Source organism: Parasphingorhabdus sp. NYA22, from assembly GCF_976973735.1.
In genome coordinates this window covers 1,801,600-1,822,280 of record NZ_OZ333477.1, presented here as the reverse complement: position 1 = coordinate 1,822,280, position 20,681 = coordinate 1,801,600, and the positions used below count along the sequence as shown (strand labels likewise).

Sequence of the window (20,681 nt, the reverse complement as noted above, 5' to 3'; positions counted from 1 at the left end):
ACCAATCCATGACCAATTATCAATCCGATCTCCTGCGTCTACTGAATGATCGCGGCTATATCCACCAGTTAACCGATGCCGATGCATTGGACTCTCTTGCCAGCAAGAGCATCATTCCCGGTTATATCGGATTTGATGTCACTGCGGATTCTCTTCACGTCGGGAATCTGGTCCAGATCATGATGCTCCGTCGACTGCAGCAAGCAGGGCATAAGCCAATCGTTTTGATGGGCGGTGCAACCACCAAGATTGGTGATCCGTCCGGCAAAGACGAGATGCGAAAATTGCTAGACGATGATGGAATTGCGTCAAATTTTGCTAAAATTCGGGATAGTTTCGAGAATTTTTTGACATTTGGTGACGGTCCCACCGATGCAATAATGGTCAACAATGACGATTGGCTGGGCCAACTCGAATATATACCATTTTTGCGCGATATCGGTCGTCATTTCACGATCAATCGCATGATGGCGTTTGATTCTGTAAAACTTCGACTGGAACGCGAACAGCCGCTGACCTTCCTCGAATTCAACTATATGATCCTGCAAGCCTATGATTTTCTTGAGCTATCGCGCCAGCACGGCTGCAAGTTGCAAATGGGTGGATCCGACCAGTGGGGCAATATTGTCAACGGGATCGAACTAGGCCGCCGGATCGATGGAGCCGAACTATTCGGTGTTACCACGCCGTTGATCACCAAAGCCGATGGTTCGAAAATGGGCAAATCGGTGGATGGTGCGATCTGGCTGAATGCTGCCCGTCTCTCTCCTTATGATTACTGGCAATTCTGGCGCAATACCGACGATCGCGATGTGGGCAAGTTCATGAGACTGTTCACCGATATTGATCTGGAAGAGATCGCGCGACTGGAAGCCCTGCAAGGTTCCGATATCAACGAGGCCAAGAAAATCCTGGCTGATGCCGCAACAACATTGGCGCACGGTCAAAATGCTGCTGAAGATGCTGCAAAAACAGCGCAACAGACTTTCGAACAAGGCGCTGCAGGCGGCGATTTACCGGTATTCGAGATAGCAGACGGTCAGATTTCGATTCTCGATGCCCTAGTGGGGATCGGGTTCTGCGCATCCAAAGGCGAAGCCAAGCGGATGGTCGCGGGCGGCGGCGCTCGGATTGATGACGAACCGGTTAGGGATGCAGGAGCCATGATCGACTTGACGGACGATGACAAAAAAATATCAGCCGGCAAGAAAAAACACGGGCTACTTCGCAAGGTCTGACTGCAGGGAAAATAATAGACTGCAAAAGTCATTTACCATTTATTCTCAATCGGCCGTTATGGTTGCTACGAACCATGTACGGAGCTCGCAGCGAATGACCGGTCTACCACCTCAAACAGCCTCGGACATGCGTCGTGCTACGCGGTTTGCAGTCGATTTTGAGACGATTTGCGAATTTCATCCCCATCAGGAAATCCGGGTCCAAATTTCGAATATTTCCGCTAACGGCATGATGCTTTCCGACCCGATCGATATGGCAAAGGGAGACCGGCTAATCGTTCGTCTGCCAGTCGCCGGACGCATCGAAGCCTATCTGGTCTGGTCTCATCAGGGACGCCACGGCTTCAAATTCGAGCGGGTGATCCGGGAACCGGATTTCTATGCAATGCTGGACAAGATCAACGGCATCTAGGCGCTATCCGCTCCGCAACAGACTGACGCCCCAATCACGCTCGAACAGGTAAAGCGCTACACGCGCTGCTTGCCCTCTTTCGCTGTCCAACCCTCCATCGCGGTCGAGCAACAGCCGGGCATCGTCAGTGGCAGCTCCGATAAATTCACTGACCTGCGCCGGCGTGGCGACGCGAAAGCCGGCATCCCCGGATTGTCGCGTACCCAATAGTTCCCCTGCCCCGCGTAACCGCAGATCTTCCTCGGCAATCCGAAAACCATCATTGGTCTCGCGCATCAGCGTGAGTCGCGCGCGTGCTGTTTCGCTCAGCGTTTCGCCGCGAATCAACAGGCAGTTGGATTTGACGCTGCCTCGCCCGACGCGACCGCGCAACTGGTGCAATTGCGCCAGCCCAAAACGATCGGCGGCCTCGATGATCATCAGGCTGGCATTGGGCACATCGACGCCGACCTCGATAACCGTGGTGGCGACAAGGATCTTGATCTCGTCCCGCTGAAAGCGGCCCATCACCAGGTCTTTTTCAGGCCCCTTCATCCGGCCATGCACCAAACCGACCTGGTCACCAAATCTTGCCTTCAAACCGGCTGCGCGGTCTTCCGCCGCAGCGAGATCGCTTTTTTCGCTCTCGTCGATCAACGGGCATACCCAGTAAGCCTGGCCGCCGGAGCCTATATGCCGGGCCAGGCCTTCAACCACGTCCGGCAAACGTGCATCGGAGATCACGCTGGTATCAATCGCTTGCCGCCCCGGAGGAAGTTCGTCGATGCGGGAGACGTCCATCTCGCCATATTGGCTGAGAGTCAGCGTCCTTGGAATGGGTGTGGCGGTCATTGCCAGCAAATGCGGTGTGCGCTCGGCTTTTTGGGCCAGCATCAGCCGCTGGGACACGCCGAATTTATGCTGCTCGTCAATGACGGCCACGGCGAGATTCTTGTACCGGACATGCTCCTGAAAAATCGCGTGGGTACCGATCAGGATATTGATCGACCCGTCCATCAATCCCATCAGTGTCGCCTCGCGAACCTTACCTTTATCGCGACCGGTCAAGATGGCGATGTTCACTGGCAGTCCGGCTAGTAATTTCTGCAGACCTTGAAAATGCTGTCGCGCCAAAATTTCCGTCGGTGCCAGAAAGGCACCCTGATATCCCGCCTCCACCGCTGACAGCAGCGCCATCAGCGCCACCAGCGTCTTTCCGGAGCCGACATCGCCCTGAAGCAGCCGCAGCATCGGTGCGCTTTGCGCGAGATCGCCCTCGATCTCGGCGATGCAGCGTTTCTGGGCATTGGTCAGCTCGAACGGCAGCTTCAACTGGTCACGCAGCCTGCCATCGCCTTGGATCGGAACACCTTTCTTGGTCCGATTGCTGGCCCGGACCAGCATGAAGGCGAGCTGGTTGGCAAATACCTCGTCATAGGCGAGTCGGTCACTGCTACCCTCGCTTTCGGTATAATGAAGACCGAGGATACTATCCTTCCAATTCGTCCAATTTTTCGCTGCCAGCTGGCTCGGCTCGATCCATTCCGGCAGCGAGGGAGCAAGCGCCAGCGCCTGCCCGACCAACTGCTTCATCCGCAAATTGCCAAGCCCGTCGGCCAATGGATAAATCGGCTCCAGAAGCGCAATATCGTCCGCCTGTGCCGGATCGAGCACTTGATCAGGATGAACCATTTGCAGCTCATCACCATAACGCTCGAGCTTCCCGGAAATGACCTTGGGCTCGCCGAGCGGCAGCAGTTTCTTGGGCCAGCCCGGGTTCCGCCCGAAAAAGGTCAGGCTGATATAATTGCCAAGTTTGTCCGTCGCATGGACCCGCAAGGGGCTGCGCGGACCACCGGTGCGATAATCGACCGGGGTAACCTCGACGATGATCGTCTCGCCGACATCGATTTCATCCAGTTCCTCGACCCGTTTCCGATGCATCCAGTAGCTCGGCTGATGGTAGAGCAGATCCTTGACGCGGGTCAGCCGCAGCTTCTCGAGCGGCTTCGCCAGCACCTTACCGACGCCTTTGAGCGACTGGGTTTCGCCAAATAATGGATTGAGTATCTCGGGCCGCATGTCTATCCGCCTTTATACCGTCGCTGGCTCATTATGCCAGCCAAGTTGGAGCAACAAATATGGATCGCGAAACAAAGCTGAAACGGCTGCAATTTCGCGCCTGGCATCGCGGAACCCGTGAAGCAGACTTTTTGATCGGCGGTTTTTTCAATCGCTATAGTGCGGACTGGTCCGACAAGGAGATCGACTGGTTTGAACTGTTGCTCGTCGAAGATGACGTGGATGTCATGGCCTGGGCGATCGGGACACAACCCGTTCCTCCGGTTTTTGAAGGACCGCAAATGGATAATATGCAGAAACTCGACTATATCGATGCAACGAAATAACTTTCCCGCCCCAAATCCAGAATCGATCCCAAGTGTCTCATCTAGATAGCCTATTATCCTCTGAAAAAGGCATGACTGTAGCCGGTGTGCCCGCTGGTTATCGCCCGCTATTTCTGTCGGATATTGCGACCCAGTCTGGCCGGCGCACGATGTTCATCGCCACCGACGACGCGGCGATGAGTGCGGTTGTCGAAGCCGCCCATTTTTTTGCACCGGATCTGGAGATCATCGAATTTCCGGCTTGGGACTGCTTGCCCTATGACCGCGCATCCCCGGCGCTGCACACCACCTCGGACCGACTCGCTGCTTTGTCCAAGCTGGCAATGCCCTTCACCGGCTCGCAGCTGGTAGTCACAACAGTCAACGCTGTAACCCAGCGGGTGCTGGCGCCATCGCGAATCAAGGAATTTGTCACTCGTCTCGCGCCCGGCACAATTGTCGAACAGGAAAAACTGATTTCGTTCCTCTACGCCAACGGCTTTGTGCGAGTGGATACGGTAGCTGACAGTGGTGAATTTGCGGCCCGTGGCGGATTGATCGATCTATTCCCGCCAGGCGCCGAGCTACCAATAAGGATCGACCTATTTGGCGACGAGATCGAGACCCTGCGGCAGTTCGACCCAGCCGACCAGCGCACCGTCGGCAATATCGACGGGCTTGATCTGCTTCCCGTATCCGAGTTTCTGCTCGATGCCGATAGCATTACCCGTTTCCGCACCCGCTATCGGGATCTTTTTGGTGCCGTTTCGACGAGCGATGCAGTTTATCAATCCATCTCGGAAGGCCGCCGCCTGGCGGGGATGGAACATTGGCTGCCGCTACTCGAAGAACGGCTGGCGACCATCTTCGATTATGTCGAAGATGATTGCATGATCTTGCGGGATGCAGCCGGCTCTGCGGCAGCAGAGGCGCAATTTGTTGCCATTGCAGACTATCACAAGAACCGGGTTGAGGCCGACAAAGCCAATCTGTCGAGCTACCGGCCTCTGCCACCGGAGATGTTATATTTGACGCCGGAAGAATGGCGGGCCCGCGAAAATGACGCTCCCATCCATGTTCTGAGCGAATTTGACGAACCGGAATCTGAAACCGTCATGTCGATGTCCGTGTCCTCACCGCGCGATTTCTCTCCGGAACGAGCGCGCAACGAGAATATTTATCAGGCTTTGGGTGCCCACCTTAACAGTCTGAAAAAGTCAGGTACCACTGCGGTTGTCGCGAGCTATAGCAAGGGATCGCGAGCGCGTATCTTTGACTTGCTCAAAGACCATGATGTCAAGGGAGCGGTGCTTTGCGATGACTGGGATTCCTGCCTCTCGGCCGACCCGGGCATCGCTCTGACAATATTGCCTCTGACTTCCGGCTTTCGGACAGAAGGGCTGTCGCTGCTCACCGAACAGGATATTTTCGGAGACCGGCTGGTCCGCAAATCCAAGCGGCGCAAGAGCAGTGATGCCTTTATCGAGGAACTGTCAGCGCTCAGCCAGGGCGACCTCGTCGTTCATCTGGAGCATGGCGTCGGCCTCTATGAGGGCATTGTTTCCATTCCGGTTGGCACCAGCCCGCATGATTGTGTCCATCTGAAATATGCCGGGGGCGACAAGCTCTATGTCCCAGTCGAGAATATTGATGTTCTCAGTCGCTATGGCGAAGGCGGGGACAGCGTCGTGCTGGACCGTCTCGGAGGCGAAGGCTGGCAACGACGCAAGTCCAAACTGAAAGAACGTATCCGGGCGATTGCCCATGAGCTGCTAAGAACCGCTGCCGCTCGCGCGCTTCAACCCGCGACCCCTGCCCGCGTTGAAGCCAGCGAAATGGCCGGCTTCGTCGATCGCTTCCCCTATCAGGAAACAGACGACCAGCAGCAGGCAATCGAGGAAGTTCTCGCCGACATGGCCTCTGGCAAGGCAATGGATCGCCTGGTCTGTGGTGACGTCGGTTTTGGCAAGACCGAAGTCGCGATGCGCGCCGCTTTTGCCGCAGCTATGGCCGGGATGCAGGTTGCCATAATCGCGCCCACCACCCTTCTCGCTCGTCAGCATTTCAACAATTTCGAAGAGCGTTTCCGGCCCTTCCCCGTGAAGATTGGTCGGCTATCCCGACTGGTACCACCTGCAGAAGCCAAGAAAACCAAAGAAGGCTTGACCAGCGGCGAAGTCGATATTGTCATCGGCACTCATGCCCTGCTCGCGAAATCCGTCGAATTTCAGCGGCTCGGCCTGATCATTATCGATGAAGAGCAGCGTTTTGGCGTGACTCACAAGGAACGGCTCAAGGCGATGAAGGCGGATGTCCACGTACTGACCCTCACCGCCACGCCTATCCCGCGGACACTGCAGATGGCCATGACCGGTATGCGCGAGCTGTCGGTGATCCAGACACCGCCTGTCGACCGACTGGCCGTACGAACCTATGTCATGCCGTGGGACCCTGTTCCACTGCGCGAGGCGCTGCTGCGTGAACATTATCGCGGCGGCCAGTCGTTCGTGGTCGTCCCCCGTATCGCTGACCTTGCCGATATCGAAGATTTCTTCAAGAAACATGCCCCCGAACTGACCTATGTCGTCGCGCACGGACAAATGCCGCCGGCGACCGTGGAAGAACGAATGTCGGCCTTTTATGACCGCAATTATGATGTGCTGCTCTCGACCACGATCGTCGAAAGTGGACTCGACATTCCCAGCGCCAACACGCTGATCATTCATCGCGCCGATCGTTTCGGCCTTGCTCAGCTCTATCAACTGAGAGGCCGTGTCGGGCGCTCCAAAACGCGCGCTTATGCTTATATGGTCACACCACAAGACCGGATAATTACCGAAAAGGCAGAGAAACGACTGAAAATTCTCGGCGATCTCGACAGTCTTGGCGCCGGATTTGAACTTGCAAGCCTTGATCTCGATATTCGTGGCGCCGGAAACCTCCTGGGCGACGAACAATCCGGACATATCAAGGAAGTTGGCTTCGAGCTGTACCAGTCGATGCTGGAAGACGCGATTCTTGAAGCGAAGGCCAAAGGTTCTGGCCTACCAGTGCGAACAGACGGATTCTCTCCTCAGATCACGGTCGACGCGCCGATCCTGATACCGGAAGCCTATGTCCCCGACCTGTCGCTTCGAATGGGGCTGTATCGCCGCATGAACGGCCTCAAGACCCTTCCGGAAATCGAATCCTTTGCAGCGGAAATGATCGACAGATTTGGCGACCTGCCAATCCAGACCGACAATCTGCTAAAGCTCATGCATATCAAGATGAATTGCGTGAAGGCACAGATCGCCAAAATCGAAATGGGTCCACGCGGCGCTTTGGTCACCTTCCACAATGACAGCTTCCCCAATGTTCCCGGCCTGCTGGACTATGTCGACCGTCTCAAGGGAACCGCGAAAATCCGTCCCGACAATAAATTGTTCATCGAACGCAAATGGCGCGATCCCAAGTCGCGCCTCCATGGCCTGACGCAATTGACAACGGGACTATCGAAACTGGCGCAACGCGTGTCTGCCTAATTGCTCCGCAGCGCAAAGGCTTCAAACTCGTCGGGCGACAGCGGTCCGGAGCGCAAGAAGCCCTGGAAAAACTCGCAACCCTGATCTGCCAGGATATCGAGCTGGGATTCGGTTTCAACACCCTCGGCGATGACACTTAAATCAAGACTATGCGCCATATCTATTATGGACCGCACGACCACCTGATCCTTGGTTGAACCGCTGATATCGCCGGTCAGCCCGCTGTCGATTTTCAAATAATCGACCGGTAGCTCCTTGAGATAAGACAGGCTGCTGTAACCGGTGCCGAAATCGTCAATCGCTATGCAAATGCCCGCCTTGCGCAGGCGATGCAATTTGTTCGCCGAAGCCGAAAGGTTGCCGATCAACTCGGACTCTGTGATTTCGAGAGTGAGATGGCTCGGTTCAAAACCGGCGGTATCGACCTGCGCCAGCATATTATCGACAAATGTTTTTGCCGCCAAATCGCCTGCGGTGACATTGATTGAAAGCCGCAAGAAACCGAGGCTTGCTGGCCAGCCAGCAGCCAGTGTCAACGCCTGCTTATGGATCTGGGTCGAGAGCGAATCCATCACCCCTGCCCGTTCCGCGACGGCGAACAGAGTGGAGGCACCCAATAATCCATATTCTGGATGCTCCCAGCGCGCCAAGGCTTCCGCGCCGGACAGTTCCCCGGTGTCGACCTTGATTTGTGGCTGGAAGGCAATGACGATTTCTCCGCGGCCCATCGCCCCGGCCAATTGATCTTCCAGCACTTCTTCCAGATGCACATCGGCTTCCGAAACGGTGCTGAAATTGATCGGAAGCGCGTCGGCAGCGGTCGCTTCCGCAAGCGCCAAGACCGCTTTTCTGATCAATGTCTTTTCGCTGGAATCGCTATTTCCGATCGCGACGCCGGCCCGCGCAACCGGGTTGATCGGGCGCCCCTCCAGCTGCAGGTTCTCAAAGATGCTGCCGATCAAGTCATTGGCAAAATCCGATATCTGGCTACTTTGAATATTGGCGAGCACGATCAGAAAATTCTGACCGTCCAGACGTGCGACCAAGTGCGGCCCTGCATATTGCCGCTGCGTGTGGTCCATCAGCCGGTGACCGACGATCCGCAGCAACTGGTCCCCCGCATTGCGACCGAAAGCGGAGTTGATCATCCGGAAGTTTTTGATACCGATCGCTATCAGTGTCAGTTGGCTGCCGTCTTCCAGCTTTTGCCGAATCCAAGAGCGGGCCGATGCCGTATTGCGCAACCCGGAAAGCAGATCACGCCCGGTCCAGTCGTCCGCTTCTTCATTGTTGGCGAGATATTCAATTCTGCCAAAAATCCGGCCGTCTGCTTCGTGCAAGTGATGGATAACCGGCCGGCCATTGAACCGGTGGGGCACCGCTGCCTGTCTGGCGCCATCGCGAAGACGCCCCATCGCGCCTCTCACACGCTTCTGCTCTTCGCGCGATAGGGCGCGGTAGATACCGGTCACCGGATATTTTTCGAAATCAATCTCGCCGGCGGCAGTCAGGAGGCTATCGCTGATCCAATATTCCATGACCGAGCCCGGGATTATCGACCATTGCAAATCGCCAAATGTCAGCAGAGACTGTTCATGGCTCGCGCGTTCGGCGCCGCCTCTGAAATTTTCGACATAGCGAAAGGCATATTTGATCGACTGGTCGAGATCCGCGCCAGCATCGGCAAAATCCAGATAATGGGTCGCGCCTGAATCAAAGCATTGCCCGATAATGTCCCGGCTTTGACTGCTGTCGACCAGCGCCAGTATCGCAATCCCGCCTTCGGTTGCAGCTCTTGCAAGTTCTGTAATCGCCTTCAAGCCATCATTTTCGGCGCGGCGGGTATCGATCACGGCGATCATCGCGCCGGCAGAGAAAAACCGCGCGCTGAGATTATCCAGTCTGCGGGCCGACTGCACCCGCCAGCCAAAAGACGCAATTTCTGCGGCCAGCGGATCACGCTCGTGGAATGACAGCAGGAACAGATTTCTGAATTCAGCCGGATGCATAGTCGGGATGGATGATATTTTGACCTCGAAACTCCTTAAACTGTGTGGGCGGCAGGGCCGATTTGCACACGCCCGACTATCTTTTTCCGTAGCAGGAAAACCTTTATAGGCCGTTGCCTGCCTATCTGGAAAGCGCTAGCCCTATAGCATTGAATCAACATGAGGCGCCCAATGCAAGACGGTTTCGGACGCAAAATTGATTATCTGCGTATTTCGGTCACTGACCGATGCAATTTCCGCTGCCAATATTGCATGTCGGAGAAAATGACCTTCATGCCGAAGTCGGAACTGCTGACGCTGGAAGAAATCACCCTGATCGCAGAACGGTTCATCGGCCACGGCATCCGCAAGATCCGGCTTACCGGCGGTGAACCACTGGTCAGACGGGATATGAAAGATGTTATCCAGCGGCTGGGCAGAAAGATTGCCTCTGGCGAGCTGGAAGAATTGACGCTGACCACCAACGGATCGCTGCTGACCGAATATGCCGACCATCTTGCAGCCCATGGCGTGCGCCGGATCAATGTCAGCATGGACACGCTGGACCCCGAACGGTTTTCCGAGATCACCCGCGGCGCCGATGTGAGCGTCGTGCTGGACGGCATCAAGGCCGCCAAGGAAGCGGGTATCCGGGTCAAGATCAATATGGTTGCAGTACGAGACTTCAATGAAGCCGATCTTCTGCCCGTGGCCGAATATTGCGCAGAGCACGGCCATGACCTGACGATCATCGAGAGCATGCCTTTGGGCGATGTCGGTGCGGATCGAAAGCTTGCCCATATTTCTGCCGATGAGTTCCTGGTTCCGTTGAGAGACCGTTATTCAATCCTCCCCATTGCCCATCGCAGCTCGGGTCCGGCGCGCTACGTTTCGGTCGAACAGCTTGGCCTGCGACTGGGCCTGATCACACCGCTGAGCAACAATTTCTGCGATGATTGCAACCGGTTGCGCCTGACCACCGATGGCAAGATATTCATGTGCCTCGGCCACAACGCGCATGTCGACCTGCGCGCGGCGGTTCGCAAGGATGGCATTGCTGCCGTTGACCAACTGCTCCAACAGGCCCTAAAGCTCAAACCGCAGCGCCATGATTTCAATGCGCAGCTCGATGGGTCCGCAGAGATATTGGAGCGTCACATGAACGTCACGGGCGGATGAACGACAAGAAATGGGCACTGATCGTGTCGCCTACGCAGCCGGCGCAGGAAGCCGCCGAAAAGCTGAAATCGCTGATCGACTGGGTTCCGGTCGAAGAAGCCGACCGGGCCGTGGTTCTGGGCGGTGACGGCTTCATGCTGCAGACCCTGCACCAGATGCTCAATCGCCGGAAGATCATGCCGGTCTATGGCATGAATCTGGGCACCGTCGGCTTCCTGATGAACAACTGGCACATGGAAGACCTGAACGAGCGCCTGGCCAAGGCCCGCGCCTTCAAGGTCAAGCCCCTCAAAATGGAGGTTGAGACCATCTCCGGCGCCAGCTTCACCCTGCCCGCGATCAACGAAGTGTCACTGCTGCGCGAAACCCGGCAAACAGCGAAGCTCGAGATCGAGATCAATGGCCGTATCATGATGGAAGAGCTGGTCTGCGACGGCGTGCTCATTGCTACGCCCGCTGGCTCCACCGCCTATAATCTTTCCGCCAACGGCCCAATCCTTCCTCTGACCTGCAATCTTCTGGCGCTGACCCCGATCAGCCCGTTCCGGCCGAGACGCTGGAAAGGAGCAATATTGCCGGACAAGATGGAGATCACCATCCGCGTGCTAAACCCCGAAAAACGGCCGGTTAGTGCGGTTGGCGACCAACAGGAAGTCCGCGATGTCAGCTGCGTCAAGGTCGCAATCGACCGCAGCCAGTCGCTGACCATGCTGTTCGATCCGGAGCATGCGCTCGACGATCGCATCGCCATGGAACAATTTGTCGTTTGATGGCTTGCGGGACGCAAATGACATTGTTATAGGCGCGCTTCACCAACAACGGCTCGGTCCATTATCGAGCTTGTTCCCCGATAGCTCAGCGGTAGAGCGTTCGACTGTTAATCGAAATGTCGTAGGTTCGAATCCTACTCGGGGAGCCATTTTCCATGGCTCTATTTTCCAAAATATCAGCGACTTTATCGCCTCAGGATATCGCGAAACAATTTCGAGCGACGCCGGGATTATGAGCATCGAACCTGCGACAATGCGAATCTATCATGCCCAAATCTAACATATCCGGGCCATTGTAGGAAAGCCTGCGCTGCGCGCGACCGGCGATCGGGTTCAGGCGGCCTCGGCCAGTGCGACCTGATTGCGGCCGTTTCGCTTGGCGTGATATAGCGCCTGATCGGCCCGGTCCATTGCGTCATGCAGCGAATCAGCGTCCGTCAGCACCGCCAGCCCGAAGCTCGCAGTAACCTTGTGATCCGGAGCCAGTTCGGGATGGGCGATGAATCGCAGCGAATCACAGATATGCTGCGCCAGTAGCTGCGCCGTTTCGAGCGGGATCCAGTCGGTCAGAATCGCAAATTCCTCGCCGCCGGTTCGGGCCACCTGGCCTTGTTCCTGACAAAGACCGGATGCTGTTTTTGCCACTCTTTGCAAAACTTTGTCGCCCACCGCGTGGCCATATTGATCGTTTACGCGCTTGAAATGATCGATGTCGAAAAGAATGATGGCCCGCACATATACCTTTTTCTGGCGCCGGTCTGCGGACGCATTGAATGATCCCTTCAGCCCACGCCTGTTTAACAGCCCCGTCAACGGGTCGCGGTTGGACTGCCCGTGGAAATGCCAGACCATGTCGAGCCCAGCGGCGTATAGAAGCACCACCGCGAGGGCCAGCGCGCAGATGCCGCTGGTGAAGTGGAATATCCAGGCATATTCCGACTGCGAATAGCTCTGCTCGGTCAGGGTCAGGCCATGCAGGGAATAGACGATCACAATGCGCGCGATGAACGTAGCAGCCACGGTTGCAATCACGCCGAACAGGACCCCGTCGATCACCTTTTCTCCCGCCCTCCACAAGGGCGGCAGTGCCAAGGCCAGAAGAATGGCGGCCACCACGCTGACCAGCACCGACCGGATGGATATATCGGGCGCGACAAAGGTAAGCACGACGAAGGACGTCATGGCAGAGGACAGAATAAGCCCCATGAGGACATTGGGGAAAGCCGCCTCGCACCGGACATAGATCGCTTTTGCAATCGCCAGACTGAATATCCAGAACAAGCCGGTCGACACGAAGATAAAACCGATATTGGTCGAGGCACTGCGCGTGCTGTCGATGATATAGGCCGCCAAAGCCGCCGAATAGGCGACTGCGATCCATCCGGAGAACGGCTGGCGCTTGTTGAAAAAATGGATCAGCCAGAATACCAGCGCAAAGATCGCCAATATAACAACCGTTTGTATATGAAAGCCGGAATTCTCAGACATTGAACCCAAGTTAGCAGCTATCCGTCAATTATTTGTTAACCGGAGCCCCCTCTATTCGCTCCGGCAATCCCAAAGTTTGTCAAAGTTGCGGCCAAGGAAGCATTGTCCGGAAGACATATTCGACCATTATTGCAGCTTTCAACCCCATGTAATTCCAGGAAAATCCCGAAAATAAAAATCAGGGTCTCACGGGTCACACCCCCTAAAGCGGAAAAAGCTTTGCCGGGGAAAAAGGCTTATCGGGACATAGTGTGGACAGTCTCCTTTTGCGTAGAAAAATGGTGCCCGGGTCGCGAAGCAGCGTGCCGGGGCATAGAACGGCGGACGGGTGGTTGGGTGTGAAGCGGCATCTTCATGGCAACAGTTTAACAGATCGGGGATGCTGTAGGAAAGAGCGGATCTGGTCATAATACAGCCTGATGCACCTTCTCCCGTGCGGGAGAAGAAAAGCGCAGATGCTGCAGCGGGCGTGATCATATGTCCAATGGACTCACGCGAAGCCGCGAAGGCGCAAAGTGAATGCGCCCTGTCTTCCAGCCTCGGTGGCTTCGTGTCTTCGTGTGAGTCCGACCATTGTCGTTCTGGTTCACATGGTGCGGGATGTCAGGAAGAGCTACTCGGGCAAAGCGGGACAAAGGGTGTCGATTTGACAGCTACAGTGGGTGGCAAATGGCGGGAGCTTGTCAGGTTCGGTCAGGGGTTTAGTGCATTTTATTCTAAGCGCTGAAACCGATTACTGCCTTACTACCACAATCAGAAGCCGCCCCGGCGCACGACACCCGCACTCGTGGCGCGGGTGTCTTGTTTGTATCTAATGCTCAGAGCTTCCTTTTCCGGATTCAGTTTGGCCAATTATCCTCAGCACGCTTGGAAGCTTCTCTGTTTTGCGTTGCCCGGTCATTTGCATAATCCCGCACTTCCTGAGCCTTTTTTGATTCGCCTTGGCGGTCCATCCTGTCGGCCCGCTCATACTGCTTCGATTCCCACTGCCCCGGGTTTCCGCTATCGCGTTTTTCTTTATATTCGGGCGGTTCTGACAATGCCGGCTGAGCGAGGCAAGATGTCAAAAAAAGGCCTGCAATGATCTTTGCATTTTTGGTAAATTTCATGATCCATACTCCATTGGTTGAAGCATTGAGATACTGATTGAGTGCAAACCGCACCCGTGATGGTGATCACGGCGACAGGAAGACTCGTTCAATTGGACGACAGTACACAATTTCCGGACCGGAAGAACGGCCAAAAGACCCGAGGCACACCCCCTTCAAACCCACAAGATCCTTACCGCCACATAGAGGATCAGCAAAGCGGTCAGCCGCCTGATCCATATTTCCGGCAAGGCCTTGCTGGCCAATATGCTGCCGACTTGCCCGCCGAGCAGCACGCCGAGGAACAGCGGCCAGTAGGCGAGGATCGCTTCTCCGCCGCTGCTCCATCCCGATTTCATCAACTGCCCGGCTAGACCGGCGATTGAATTGACCAGAATGAATACGCTGGCGGTCGCGGCGATGCGGCGGCTGTCGGACCAGCGGGTGAGCAGCAGGATCGGGGCGAGGAAGATGCCGCCGCCGATGCCGACCATGCCGGAGAGGAAGCCGATGCCGGTGCCGGTGGCGGGGGCGAACAGGCGGTGGCCGGTCCATTGTCCTGCGGGGGCGCTATCCCCTGCCCGCTTGATGAAAGGTTCGATGATCAGCAACAGGCCCGCTGCCGCTAGCGCCAGGCCGAGCAGCAGCATGAAGCTGTCCTGCGCGAGGACCATACGCCCGCCGAGCCAGGCGGCCGGCACGGACAGCAACAGGATCGGCCAGATCTTTTGCCAGTCAATCAGGCCGCGCGACTGGAAGCGGATGGTCCCTCCGGTGACCACGATGATATTGCACAATAGAGCAATAACCGGCAGCGCCCGGTAATCGAGCGCGGCCAGCGCCAGCAGGGCGATATAGGTGGAGCCGCCGCCAAATCCGACGCTGGCGTAGAGTGCGGCGGTGACCGCAAACAGCAGGGCCAGGGCGAGAATTGAAAGCTCCATCTCAGTTCCCGCTTGGCCGCTGGCGTTTCAGATCAAAACTTGCCGTGGCAATGCTTGTATTTGCGGCCCGAACCACAGGGGCATGGCGCGTTGCGACTGACCTTGCTGCCGTCGAAGGCATCTTGCGGATTGTCCATCTGTCCCGATTGCCGTGGCGGCAAGGCGGTGGAGACCGTCCCCAATGTGCCGCCATCGATATCATTGCTGTTATCTTCGCCGGTCAGCGGATCGATATGCGTGGTCAGGAAGTCCGGCAGTTCCGGTAGATCGGGTACGACAAGTTCTTCCGGCTGGCTGAACTCGCTGATCGCGATTGTCTTCGTCACGCCTTCGCGGATGATTTCCAGCATCCGTTCGAACAGACCGAAGGCTTCCTGCTTATATTCGTCGAGCGGCTTCTTCTGGGCATAGGCGCGCAGGAAAACCACCTGACGCAACGCATCCAGCGTGGCCAGATGTTCTTTCCAGTGATGGTCGAGCAATTCTAGCAGGATCGATTTTTCGATATCTTCCCATACGCCGGGCTTTTCAGCATCGACTTGTGCTTTTTTGGCAGCGAAGTCGGCATCGGCCATTTCTGCGATCCGGGTCTCGATCAGCTCCGGCTCGACCGCGTCTTCCGTTAGCCAACTGTCGAAATCGGGCGTGAGGTTGAGTACGTCCTGAACGCGGGTTTTCAGCCCTTGGATATCCCATTGCTCGGGGTAGCTGCCCGGCGGGCAAGCGTCGGCGACAATCGCATTGACCGTTTCGTGCCGCATATCCTCGACAACATCACCGACCGTTTCCGCGTCCATGATTTCCGAGCGCTGCTCGTAGATCACCTTGCGCTGATCGTTCATCACGTCATCATATTCGACGACCTGCTTGCGCGCTTCATAGTTGCGCGCCTCGACCTTTTTCTGGGCGGTTTCAATGGCTTTCGACAACCATTTGCCGCCGATTGCTTCGCCGTCCTCGAGATTCTTGTTCATCATCTTGGCGAACATTGTCTCGGTGCCGAAGATGCGCAGCAGATCATCCTCGAGGCAGAGATAGAAGCGGCTCAGTCCCGGATCGCCCTGACGACCGGAACGGCCGCGCAGCTGGTTATCGATCCGGCGGCTTTCGTGCCGTTCGGTGCCGAGCACGAACAGGCCGCCCGCTTCTCTCACCGTCGCGCGCAGAGCCCGCACTTCTTCCTCGATCTTGGCAATGGCCTTGTCTCTTTCCGGCCCTTCTTCCATGTCGCCAAGCTCTTCTTCGATCCTAAAATCGATATTGCCGCCGAGCTGGATATCGGTGCCGCGACCAGCCATGTTCGTCGCGATCGTGACCGCGCCGGGAGAACCGGCCTGCGCTACGATAAGTGCTTCCTGTTCGTGGAATCGGGCGTTGAGAACATTATGCTTCACGCCTTCCTTGTTCAGGAAGTCGGAGAGCAGTTCGGATTTTTCGATCGAAACGGTGCCGACCAATACCGGCTGGCCCTTATCGCTATGTTCCTTGACGGTTTTCGCAATGGCGGCAAATTTGTCGAGCGTATTCTTGTAAAACTCGTCATTCTCGTCAATCCGCAGCACCGGCTTGTTGGTCGGGATGGTGACGACGTTCATCTTGTAGATTTCGAAAAATTCCGCTGCTTCGGTTTCCGCGGTGCCGGTCATGCCGCCCAATTTGGGATACATGCGGAAGAAATTCTGGAAGGTGATCGATGCCATGGTCTGGTTTTCCGGCTCGATCTGGACGCCTTCTTTCGCTTCGACCGCCTGGTGCAGGCCGTTGGACCAGCGCCGTCCGTCCATCATCCGGCCGGTAAATTCATCGATGATGATGACCTTGCCGTCCTTGACGATATAGTCGGTGTCGCGCTTGCGCATGACATTGGCCATCAACGCCTGATTGAGGTGGTGGACGACCTGGGTATTTTCAAAATCATAGAGATTGTCGCCAACCAGCAGACCGGCTTCCTCGAGCAGGCGCTCCGCCTTTTCCGTGCCTTCTTCGGTCAGCGAGATATTGCGCGACTTCTCGTCTTTTTCATAATCTTCTTCGGTGATATTCTGGACCACCGCGTTGACCTGCAAATAGAGGTCGGACTTGTCATCGGTCGGTCCTGAAATGATCAGAGGCGTCCGCGCTTCGTCGATCAGGATCGAGTCGACTTCATCGACAATCGCAAAGTTGAAAGGCCGCTGGACCATCTGGGCGCGCTCGTGCTTCATATTGTCGCGCAGATAGTCGAAGCCGAATTCATTGTTGGTGCCGTAGGTGATATCCGCTGCATAGGCCGCCCGGCGCTTGTCCTCGCCGAGGTTCGGGATGATCACGCCGACTTCCAGGCCGAGGAAATTATAGACCTGGCTCATCCATTCCGCATCGCGGCGGGCGAGATAGTCATTGACGGTGACGACGTGCACGCCCTTGCCGTCAATCGCATTCAGATAACAGGCGAGCGTGGCGACGAGAGTTTTACCTTCACCGGTGCGCATTTCGGCGATTTCGCCGCGATGCAGCACGATGCCGCCGATCAGCTGCACATCATAATGGCGCTGGCCGAGGGTCCGCTTTGCCGCTTCGCGAACGACCGCAAAGGCTTCCGGCAAGATGTCGTCGAGCGTTTCGCCGCCGGCGACCCGTTCCTTGAACTGGACTGTTTTCGCCGCGAGCTCTTCGTCCGAAAGCGGCTCGATCTGCGGTTCGAATGCGTTGACCGCATCGACCACTTTTTGCATGGATTTGACGTACCGGTCATTGGCTGACCCGAAGATGGATTTGGCTAAACCGCCGAACATGACATTTTCCAATTTGTAAATTTTGCCGGCCGGGAAACGGCCGCGAACAGGATGAATTTAGGGAGAGTCGCTCGCCATTCAATATCGGCGAGACCGGGAATGGCGCTAGGGCGCGCCTTCTTCATGCTCCAGCTTGTCGCCCGCTTCGGTGCGTATCGTGACAACGGCCCAGACCAGTGTCTTGTTGCCGGTTTTGACCATGACGCGGGGTGCTGACAGGCAGCTTTCCACCGTCGCGCACAAGTGACGGTCCGCTAATGCAAACCTTGCCGCTTCGATGACCGAAGATGAATCGGCAACTGCCGCTTCGGACAGATTGGCAGCGCTGCCCAATTCCGGCACGATGCGTTCTGCAGCCGCAGCCGACACAGGCACGGCCAGGCCGACAGCGTTGAATAGCAGCAACATAAAACTTGCAAAATATGCGTTCATGGACAAGGCCTCGTCAATATCAGCGCGTTCTATCAAAACATTGTATAAAGGCAAGTTAAGTGTCGGACAAACTTTCGCCCCTGGCGCCAGCACAATCTCCCGTTTTACCCGTTATTGCGGGCGTAACCACCCGCATTGCCCGCGCCCGCTACAAGGATTGGGATCGCTGCGATCTGACCTTTGTGGAACTGGCTGCCGGAACGTCGGTTGCCGGCGTACTCACCCAAAGCAAATGTCCCTCGCCTGAAGTCGAATATTGCCGGGAAGCGCTCAAGGGCGGCAAGGCGCGCGGACTGGTCGTCAACGCCGGCAATGCCAATGCCTTTACCGGCGCGCGCGGCATGGCGGCGGTGCAGAAAATATTGTCGCTGGCCTCGGCCCATCTCGGCTGCGCGGAGCATGAAATATTCGTATCCTCGACCGGGGTGATCGGCGTGCCGCTGCCGCAGGACAAGGCCGAAACGGGCCTGAAAGCAGTGTTTGCAGCTGAGCCTTGCAGCTGGGAAGAAGCTGCGGCGACGATCATGACGACCGATACGTTCCCGAAGATGGCGACTACGAGCGCTATTGTTGGCGGCCAGACGGTCCATCTCAACGGGATTATCAAGGGCTCGGGCATGATTGCCCCGGACATGGCAACGATGCTCGGCTATATTTTCACCGATGCAACGGTGAAAGCCGGTTTTCTGCAGGAAATGCTGAGCGCGGCAACTGGCAGGAGTTTCAACTGCATCACCGTCGACAGCGATACATCGACCAGCGATACCGTGCTCGCCTTTGCCACCGGACAGAATGATGCCCCTGCCCTGAAGTCATTTGACGACGATGGCGCCTATGCCTTCCAGGCGGCCCTGAGCGATTTGTGCATGCAGATGGCACATCTTGTCGTCCGCGACGGCGAAGGCGCGACCAAATTTATCGAAATCGCGGTGTCGGGAGCGGAAAGCGACGACAGCGCGAAACGCATTGCTCTCTCGATTGCCAATTCTCCGCTGGTCAAGACCGCCATTGCCGGAGAAGACGCCAATTGGGGTCGTGTGGTCATGGCGGTCGGCAAGGCGGGCGAACCGGCAGATCGCGACCGGCTGTCGATCGGCTTTGGTGGCGTCACCGTGGCACGCGACGGCCTTGTCGTGCCGGATTATGATGAAGCGCCGGTTGCGGCCCATTTGCAGGGCAAAGAGATCAACATTGCCGTCGATATCGGCCTTGGCAACGGTAAGGCAACAGTCTGGACCTGCGACCTGACCCACGGCTATATAGATATCAACGCCGACTATAGGAGCTAGACCCGTGCATGCACTTTATCAGCCCGTTGTCGACATAATCGAAAATGCGTCGCGCGATATCGTGATGCCTTATTATCAAAATCTGAAATCCGATCAGATTGACGAGAAAACACCCGGTGATCTGGTGACGGTGGCAGACAAGCTCAGCGAGGAATATATTGCCGGGGCGCTCGCAGATCTGCTGCCGGAATCAAAAATCGTGGGCGAAGAAGCCTATGCCGCCGATGAGGCCGTTGTGGACCAGCTGGCCGATGGTGTGGTCTGGATCATCGATCCAATCGACGGCACGGGCAATTATGCCGCCGGACGACCGCCGTTCGGGATTATGATTGCTTTGGTCGAGCAGAATGAGACCGTGGCAGGCTGGCTCTACGACCCATTGACCGGACGCATCTGCCATGCCGATAAAAATGGCGGGGCGTTTATGAATGGGGAACGGGTCTCGGTTCCGGAAGATCATCCGGAAAGACCGGTTGCGGCGCTGGCGACCGGGTTCATGACGGCCGAAGAGCGGGACAGATTATTGGCCGCGGCCGAACCTTATTACGAGATTGTCGATATTCCACGCTGCGCCGCCGAGCAATATCCGCGGCTGGTGCAGGGAACCAATCATGTGTCGGTATTCAAGCGCACCCTGCCCTGGGACCATGCCTCGGGCGTGTTATTTCTGAACGAAGCCGGCGGAAAATGCGCGCGCTGGGATGGGTCGGATTATCGCCCTGCCGACCGCAGGAAAGGGCTACTCGGCGCTTCGTCACCGAAACTCTGGGACGAAGCAGCCGAGCGGCTCGGGGATATTTTCAAGACTTAAGCGGTCAGCGACTGTTCGAGCCATTGCTTGAGCTGGCTTTTCGGAGCCGCGCCAACCTTGGTTTCAACCGCAACGCCGTTGTTAAACAGGATCATGGTCGGAATACCGCGGACGCCATATTTCGCGGGCGCATCCGGACTGTCATCAATGTTGAGCTTGGCAATGGTCACCTTGCCGACCAGTTCATCGCTGATTTCTTCCAGCGCGGGGCCAATCATTTTGCACGGACCGCACCATTCTGCCCAGAAATCGACGAGCACGGGGCCGTCAGCTTTCAGGACATCGCCTTCAAAACTTGCGTCGGTAATTGCTTTGGTAGCCATAACGAATCTCCAATTGTTCAGAACCTATTTAGGTATGGTCGGGCCTCGGCTCAAG

General features: G+C 56.5%; 16 protein-coding genes and 1 tRNA gene. 9 read left to right on the top strand and 8 right to left on the bottom strand.

The window, feature by feature from the left end:
• Positions 1 to 8 precede the first annotated feature (8 nt).
• The gene (gene tyrS, locus ACWFTY_RS08745; RefSeq protein ID WP_447523854.1) at positions 9 to 1,238 is read left to right on the top strand and encodes a tyrosine--tRNA ligase; all 1,230 of its coding nucleotides are present in this window, start codon (positions 9 to 11) and stop codon (positions 1,236 to 1,238) included.
• Positions 1,183 to 1,650 carry a PilZ domain-containing protein gene (locus ACWFTY_RS08740; RefSeq protein ID WP_447523853.1) on the top strand — a complete coding sequence of 156 codons (468 nt, stop codon included), beginning with the start codon at positions 1,183 to 1,185 and terminating at the stop codon, positions 1,648 to 1,650. The genes tyrS and ACWFTY_RS08740 overlap by 56 nt, the downstream gene beginning before the upstream one ends.
• A 3-nt stretch (positions 1,651 to 1,653) precedes the next feature.
• Here ACWFTY_RS08740 and recG read toward each other — a convergent pair whose 3' ends face one another.
• Positions 1,654 to 3,711 (bottom strand): ATP-dependent DNA helicase RecG, encoded by a 2,058-nt coding sequence (gene recG, locus ACWFTY_RS08735; RefSeq protein ID WP_447523852.1) that lies wholly within the window; start codon positions 3,709 to 3,711, stop codon positions 1,654 to 1,656.
• A 59-nt stretch (positions 3,712 to 3,770) separates the two neighbouring features.
• Here recG and ACWFTY_RS08730 point away from each other — a divergent pair, with 59 nt between their 5' ends.
• Complete coding sequence (locus tag ACWFTY_RS08730) at positions 3,771 to 4,037, top strand: FAD assembly factor SdhE (protein WP_447523851.1); 267 nt, start codon at positions 3,771 to 3,773, stop codon at positions 4,035 to 4,037.
• A gap of 32 nt (positions 4,038 to 4,069) precedes the next feature.
• Positions 4,070 to 7,540 carry a transcription-repair coupling factor gene (gene mfd / locus ACWFTY_RS08725; RefSeq protein ID WP_447523850.1) on the top strand — a complete coding sequence of 1,157 codons (3,471 nt, stop codon included), beginning with the start codon at positions 4,070 to 4,072 and terminating at the stop codon, positions 7,538 to 7,540.
• On the opposite strand, the gene ACWFTY_RS08720 is transcribed toward mfd, so the two are convergent.
• Positions 7,537 to 9,549 (bottom strand): putative bifunctional diguanylate cyclase/phosphodiesterase, encoded by a 2,013-nt coding sequence (locus tag ACWFTY_RS08720; RefSeq protein WP_447523849.1) that lies wholly within the window; start codon positions 9,547 to 9,549, stop codon positions 7,537 to 7,539. The two genes, mfd and ACWFTY_RS08720, sit on opposite strands and share 4 nt — an antisense overlap.
• Positions 9,550 to 9,708: 159 nt before the next feature.
• Between ACWFTY_RS08720 and moaA the strand changes: the two genes are divergently transcribed.
• The 3 genes from moaA to ACWFTY_RS08705 all read left to right on the top strand — a co-directional run bounded on the left by moaA (position 9,709) and on the right by ACWFTY_RS08705 (position 11,626).
• Positions 9,709 to 10,707: a GTP 3',8-cyclase MoaA gene (gene moaA / locus ACWFTY_RS08715; protein WP_447523848.1), complete on the top strand. Its 999-nt coding sequence runs from the start codon at positions 9,709 to 9,711 to the stop codon at positions 10,705 to 10,707.
• Positions 10,704 to 11,477 carry an NAD kinase gene (locus ACWFTY_RS08710; protein WP_447523847.1) on the top strand — a complete coding sequence of 258 codons (774 nt, stop codon included), beginning with the start codon at positions 10,704 to 10,706 and terminating at the stop codon, positions 11,475 to 11,477. Before moaA ends, ACWFTY_RS08710 begins: the two co-directional genes overlap by 4 nt.
• A 74-nt stretch (positions 11,478 to 11,551) precedes the next feature.
• A tRNA-Asn gene (locus tag ACWFTY_RS08705) sits at positions 11,552 to 11,626 on the top strand.
• Positions 11,627 to 11,810: 184 nt separating this feature from the next.
• Here the strand turns inward: ACWFTY_RS08705 and ACWFTY_RS08700 are convergent.
• The 5 genes from ACWFTY_RS08700 to ACWFTY_RS08680 form a co-directional block, all read right to left on the bottom strand.
• Entirely contained in the window at positions 11,811 to 12,965 is a 1,155-nt protein-coding gene (locus ACWFTY_RS08700; protein ID WP_447523846.1) for a GGDEF domain-containing protein, read from the bottom strand.
• 839 nt (positions 12,966 to 13,804) lie between these two features.
• Positions 13,805 to 14,074, bottom strand: coding sequence for a hypothetical protein (locus ACWFTY_RS08695; protein WP_447523845.1), 270 nt, complete (start codon positions 14,072 to 14,074; stop codon positions 13,805 to 13,807).
• 155 nt (positions 14,075 to 14,229) lie between these two features.
• Positions 14,230 to 14,997, bottom strand: coding sequence for a sulfite exporter TauE/SafE family protein (locus ACWFTY_RS08690; RefSeq protein WP_447523844.1), 768 nt, complete (start codon positions 14,995 to 14,997; stop codon positions 14,230 to 14,232).
• A 32-nt stretch (positions 14,998 to 15,029) separates the two neighbouring features.
• Entirely contained in the window at positions 15,030 to 17,771 is a 2,742-nt protein-coding gene (gene secA, locus ACWFTY_RS08685) for a preprotein translocase subunit SecA (RefSeq protein ID WP_447523843.1), read from the bottom strand.
• Between the two features lie 105 nt (positions 17,772 to 17,876).
• Positions 17,877 to 18,203 (bottom strand): hypothetical protein, encoded by a 327-nt coding sequence (locus tag ACWFTY_RS08680; protein ID WP_447523842.1) that lies wholly within the window; start codon positions 18,201 to 18,203, stop codon positions 17,877 to 17,879.
• A gap of 59 nt (positions 18,204 to 18,262) precedes the next feature.
• Here ACWFTY_RS08680 and argJ point away from each other — a divergent pair, with 59 nt between their 5' ends.
• Both argJ and ACWFTY_RS08670 read left to right on the top strand, forming a co-directional pair.
• Positions 18,263 to 19,492: a bifunctional glutamate N-acetyltransferase/amino-acid acetyltransferase ArgJ gene (gene argJ, locus ACWFTY_RS08675; RefSeq protein ID WP_447523841.1), complete on the top strand. Its 1,230-nt coding sequence runs from the start codon at positions 18,263 to 18,265 to the stop codon at positions 19,490 to 19,492.
• Positions 19,493 to 19,496: 4 nt separating this feature from the next.
• Positions 19,497 to 20,303 (top strand): inositol monophosphatase family protein, encoded by an 807-nt coding sequence (locus tag ACWFTY_RS08670; protein WP_447523840.1) that lies wholly within the window; start codon positions 19,497 to 19,499, stop codon positions 20,301 to 20,303.
• Here ACWFTY_RS08670 and trxA read toward each other — a convergent pair.
• Positions 20,300 to 20,626 carry a thioredoxin TrxA gene (gene trxA / locus ACWFTY_RS08665; protein ID WP_447523839.1) on the bottom strand — a complete coding sequence of 109 codons (327 nt, stop codon included), beginning with the start codon at positions 20,624 to 20,626 and terminating at the stop codon, positions 20,300 to 20,302. The genes ACWFTY_RS08670 and trxA overlap by 4 nt on opposite strands.
• Positions 20,627 to 20,681 lie beyond the last annotated feature (55 nt).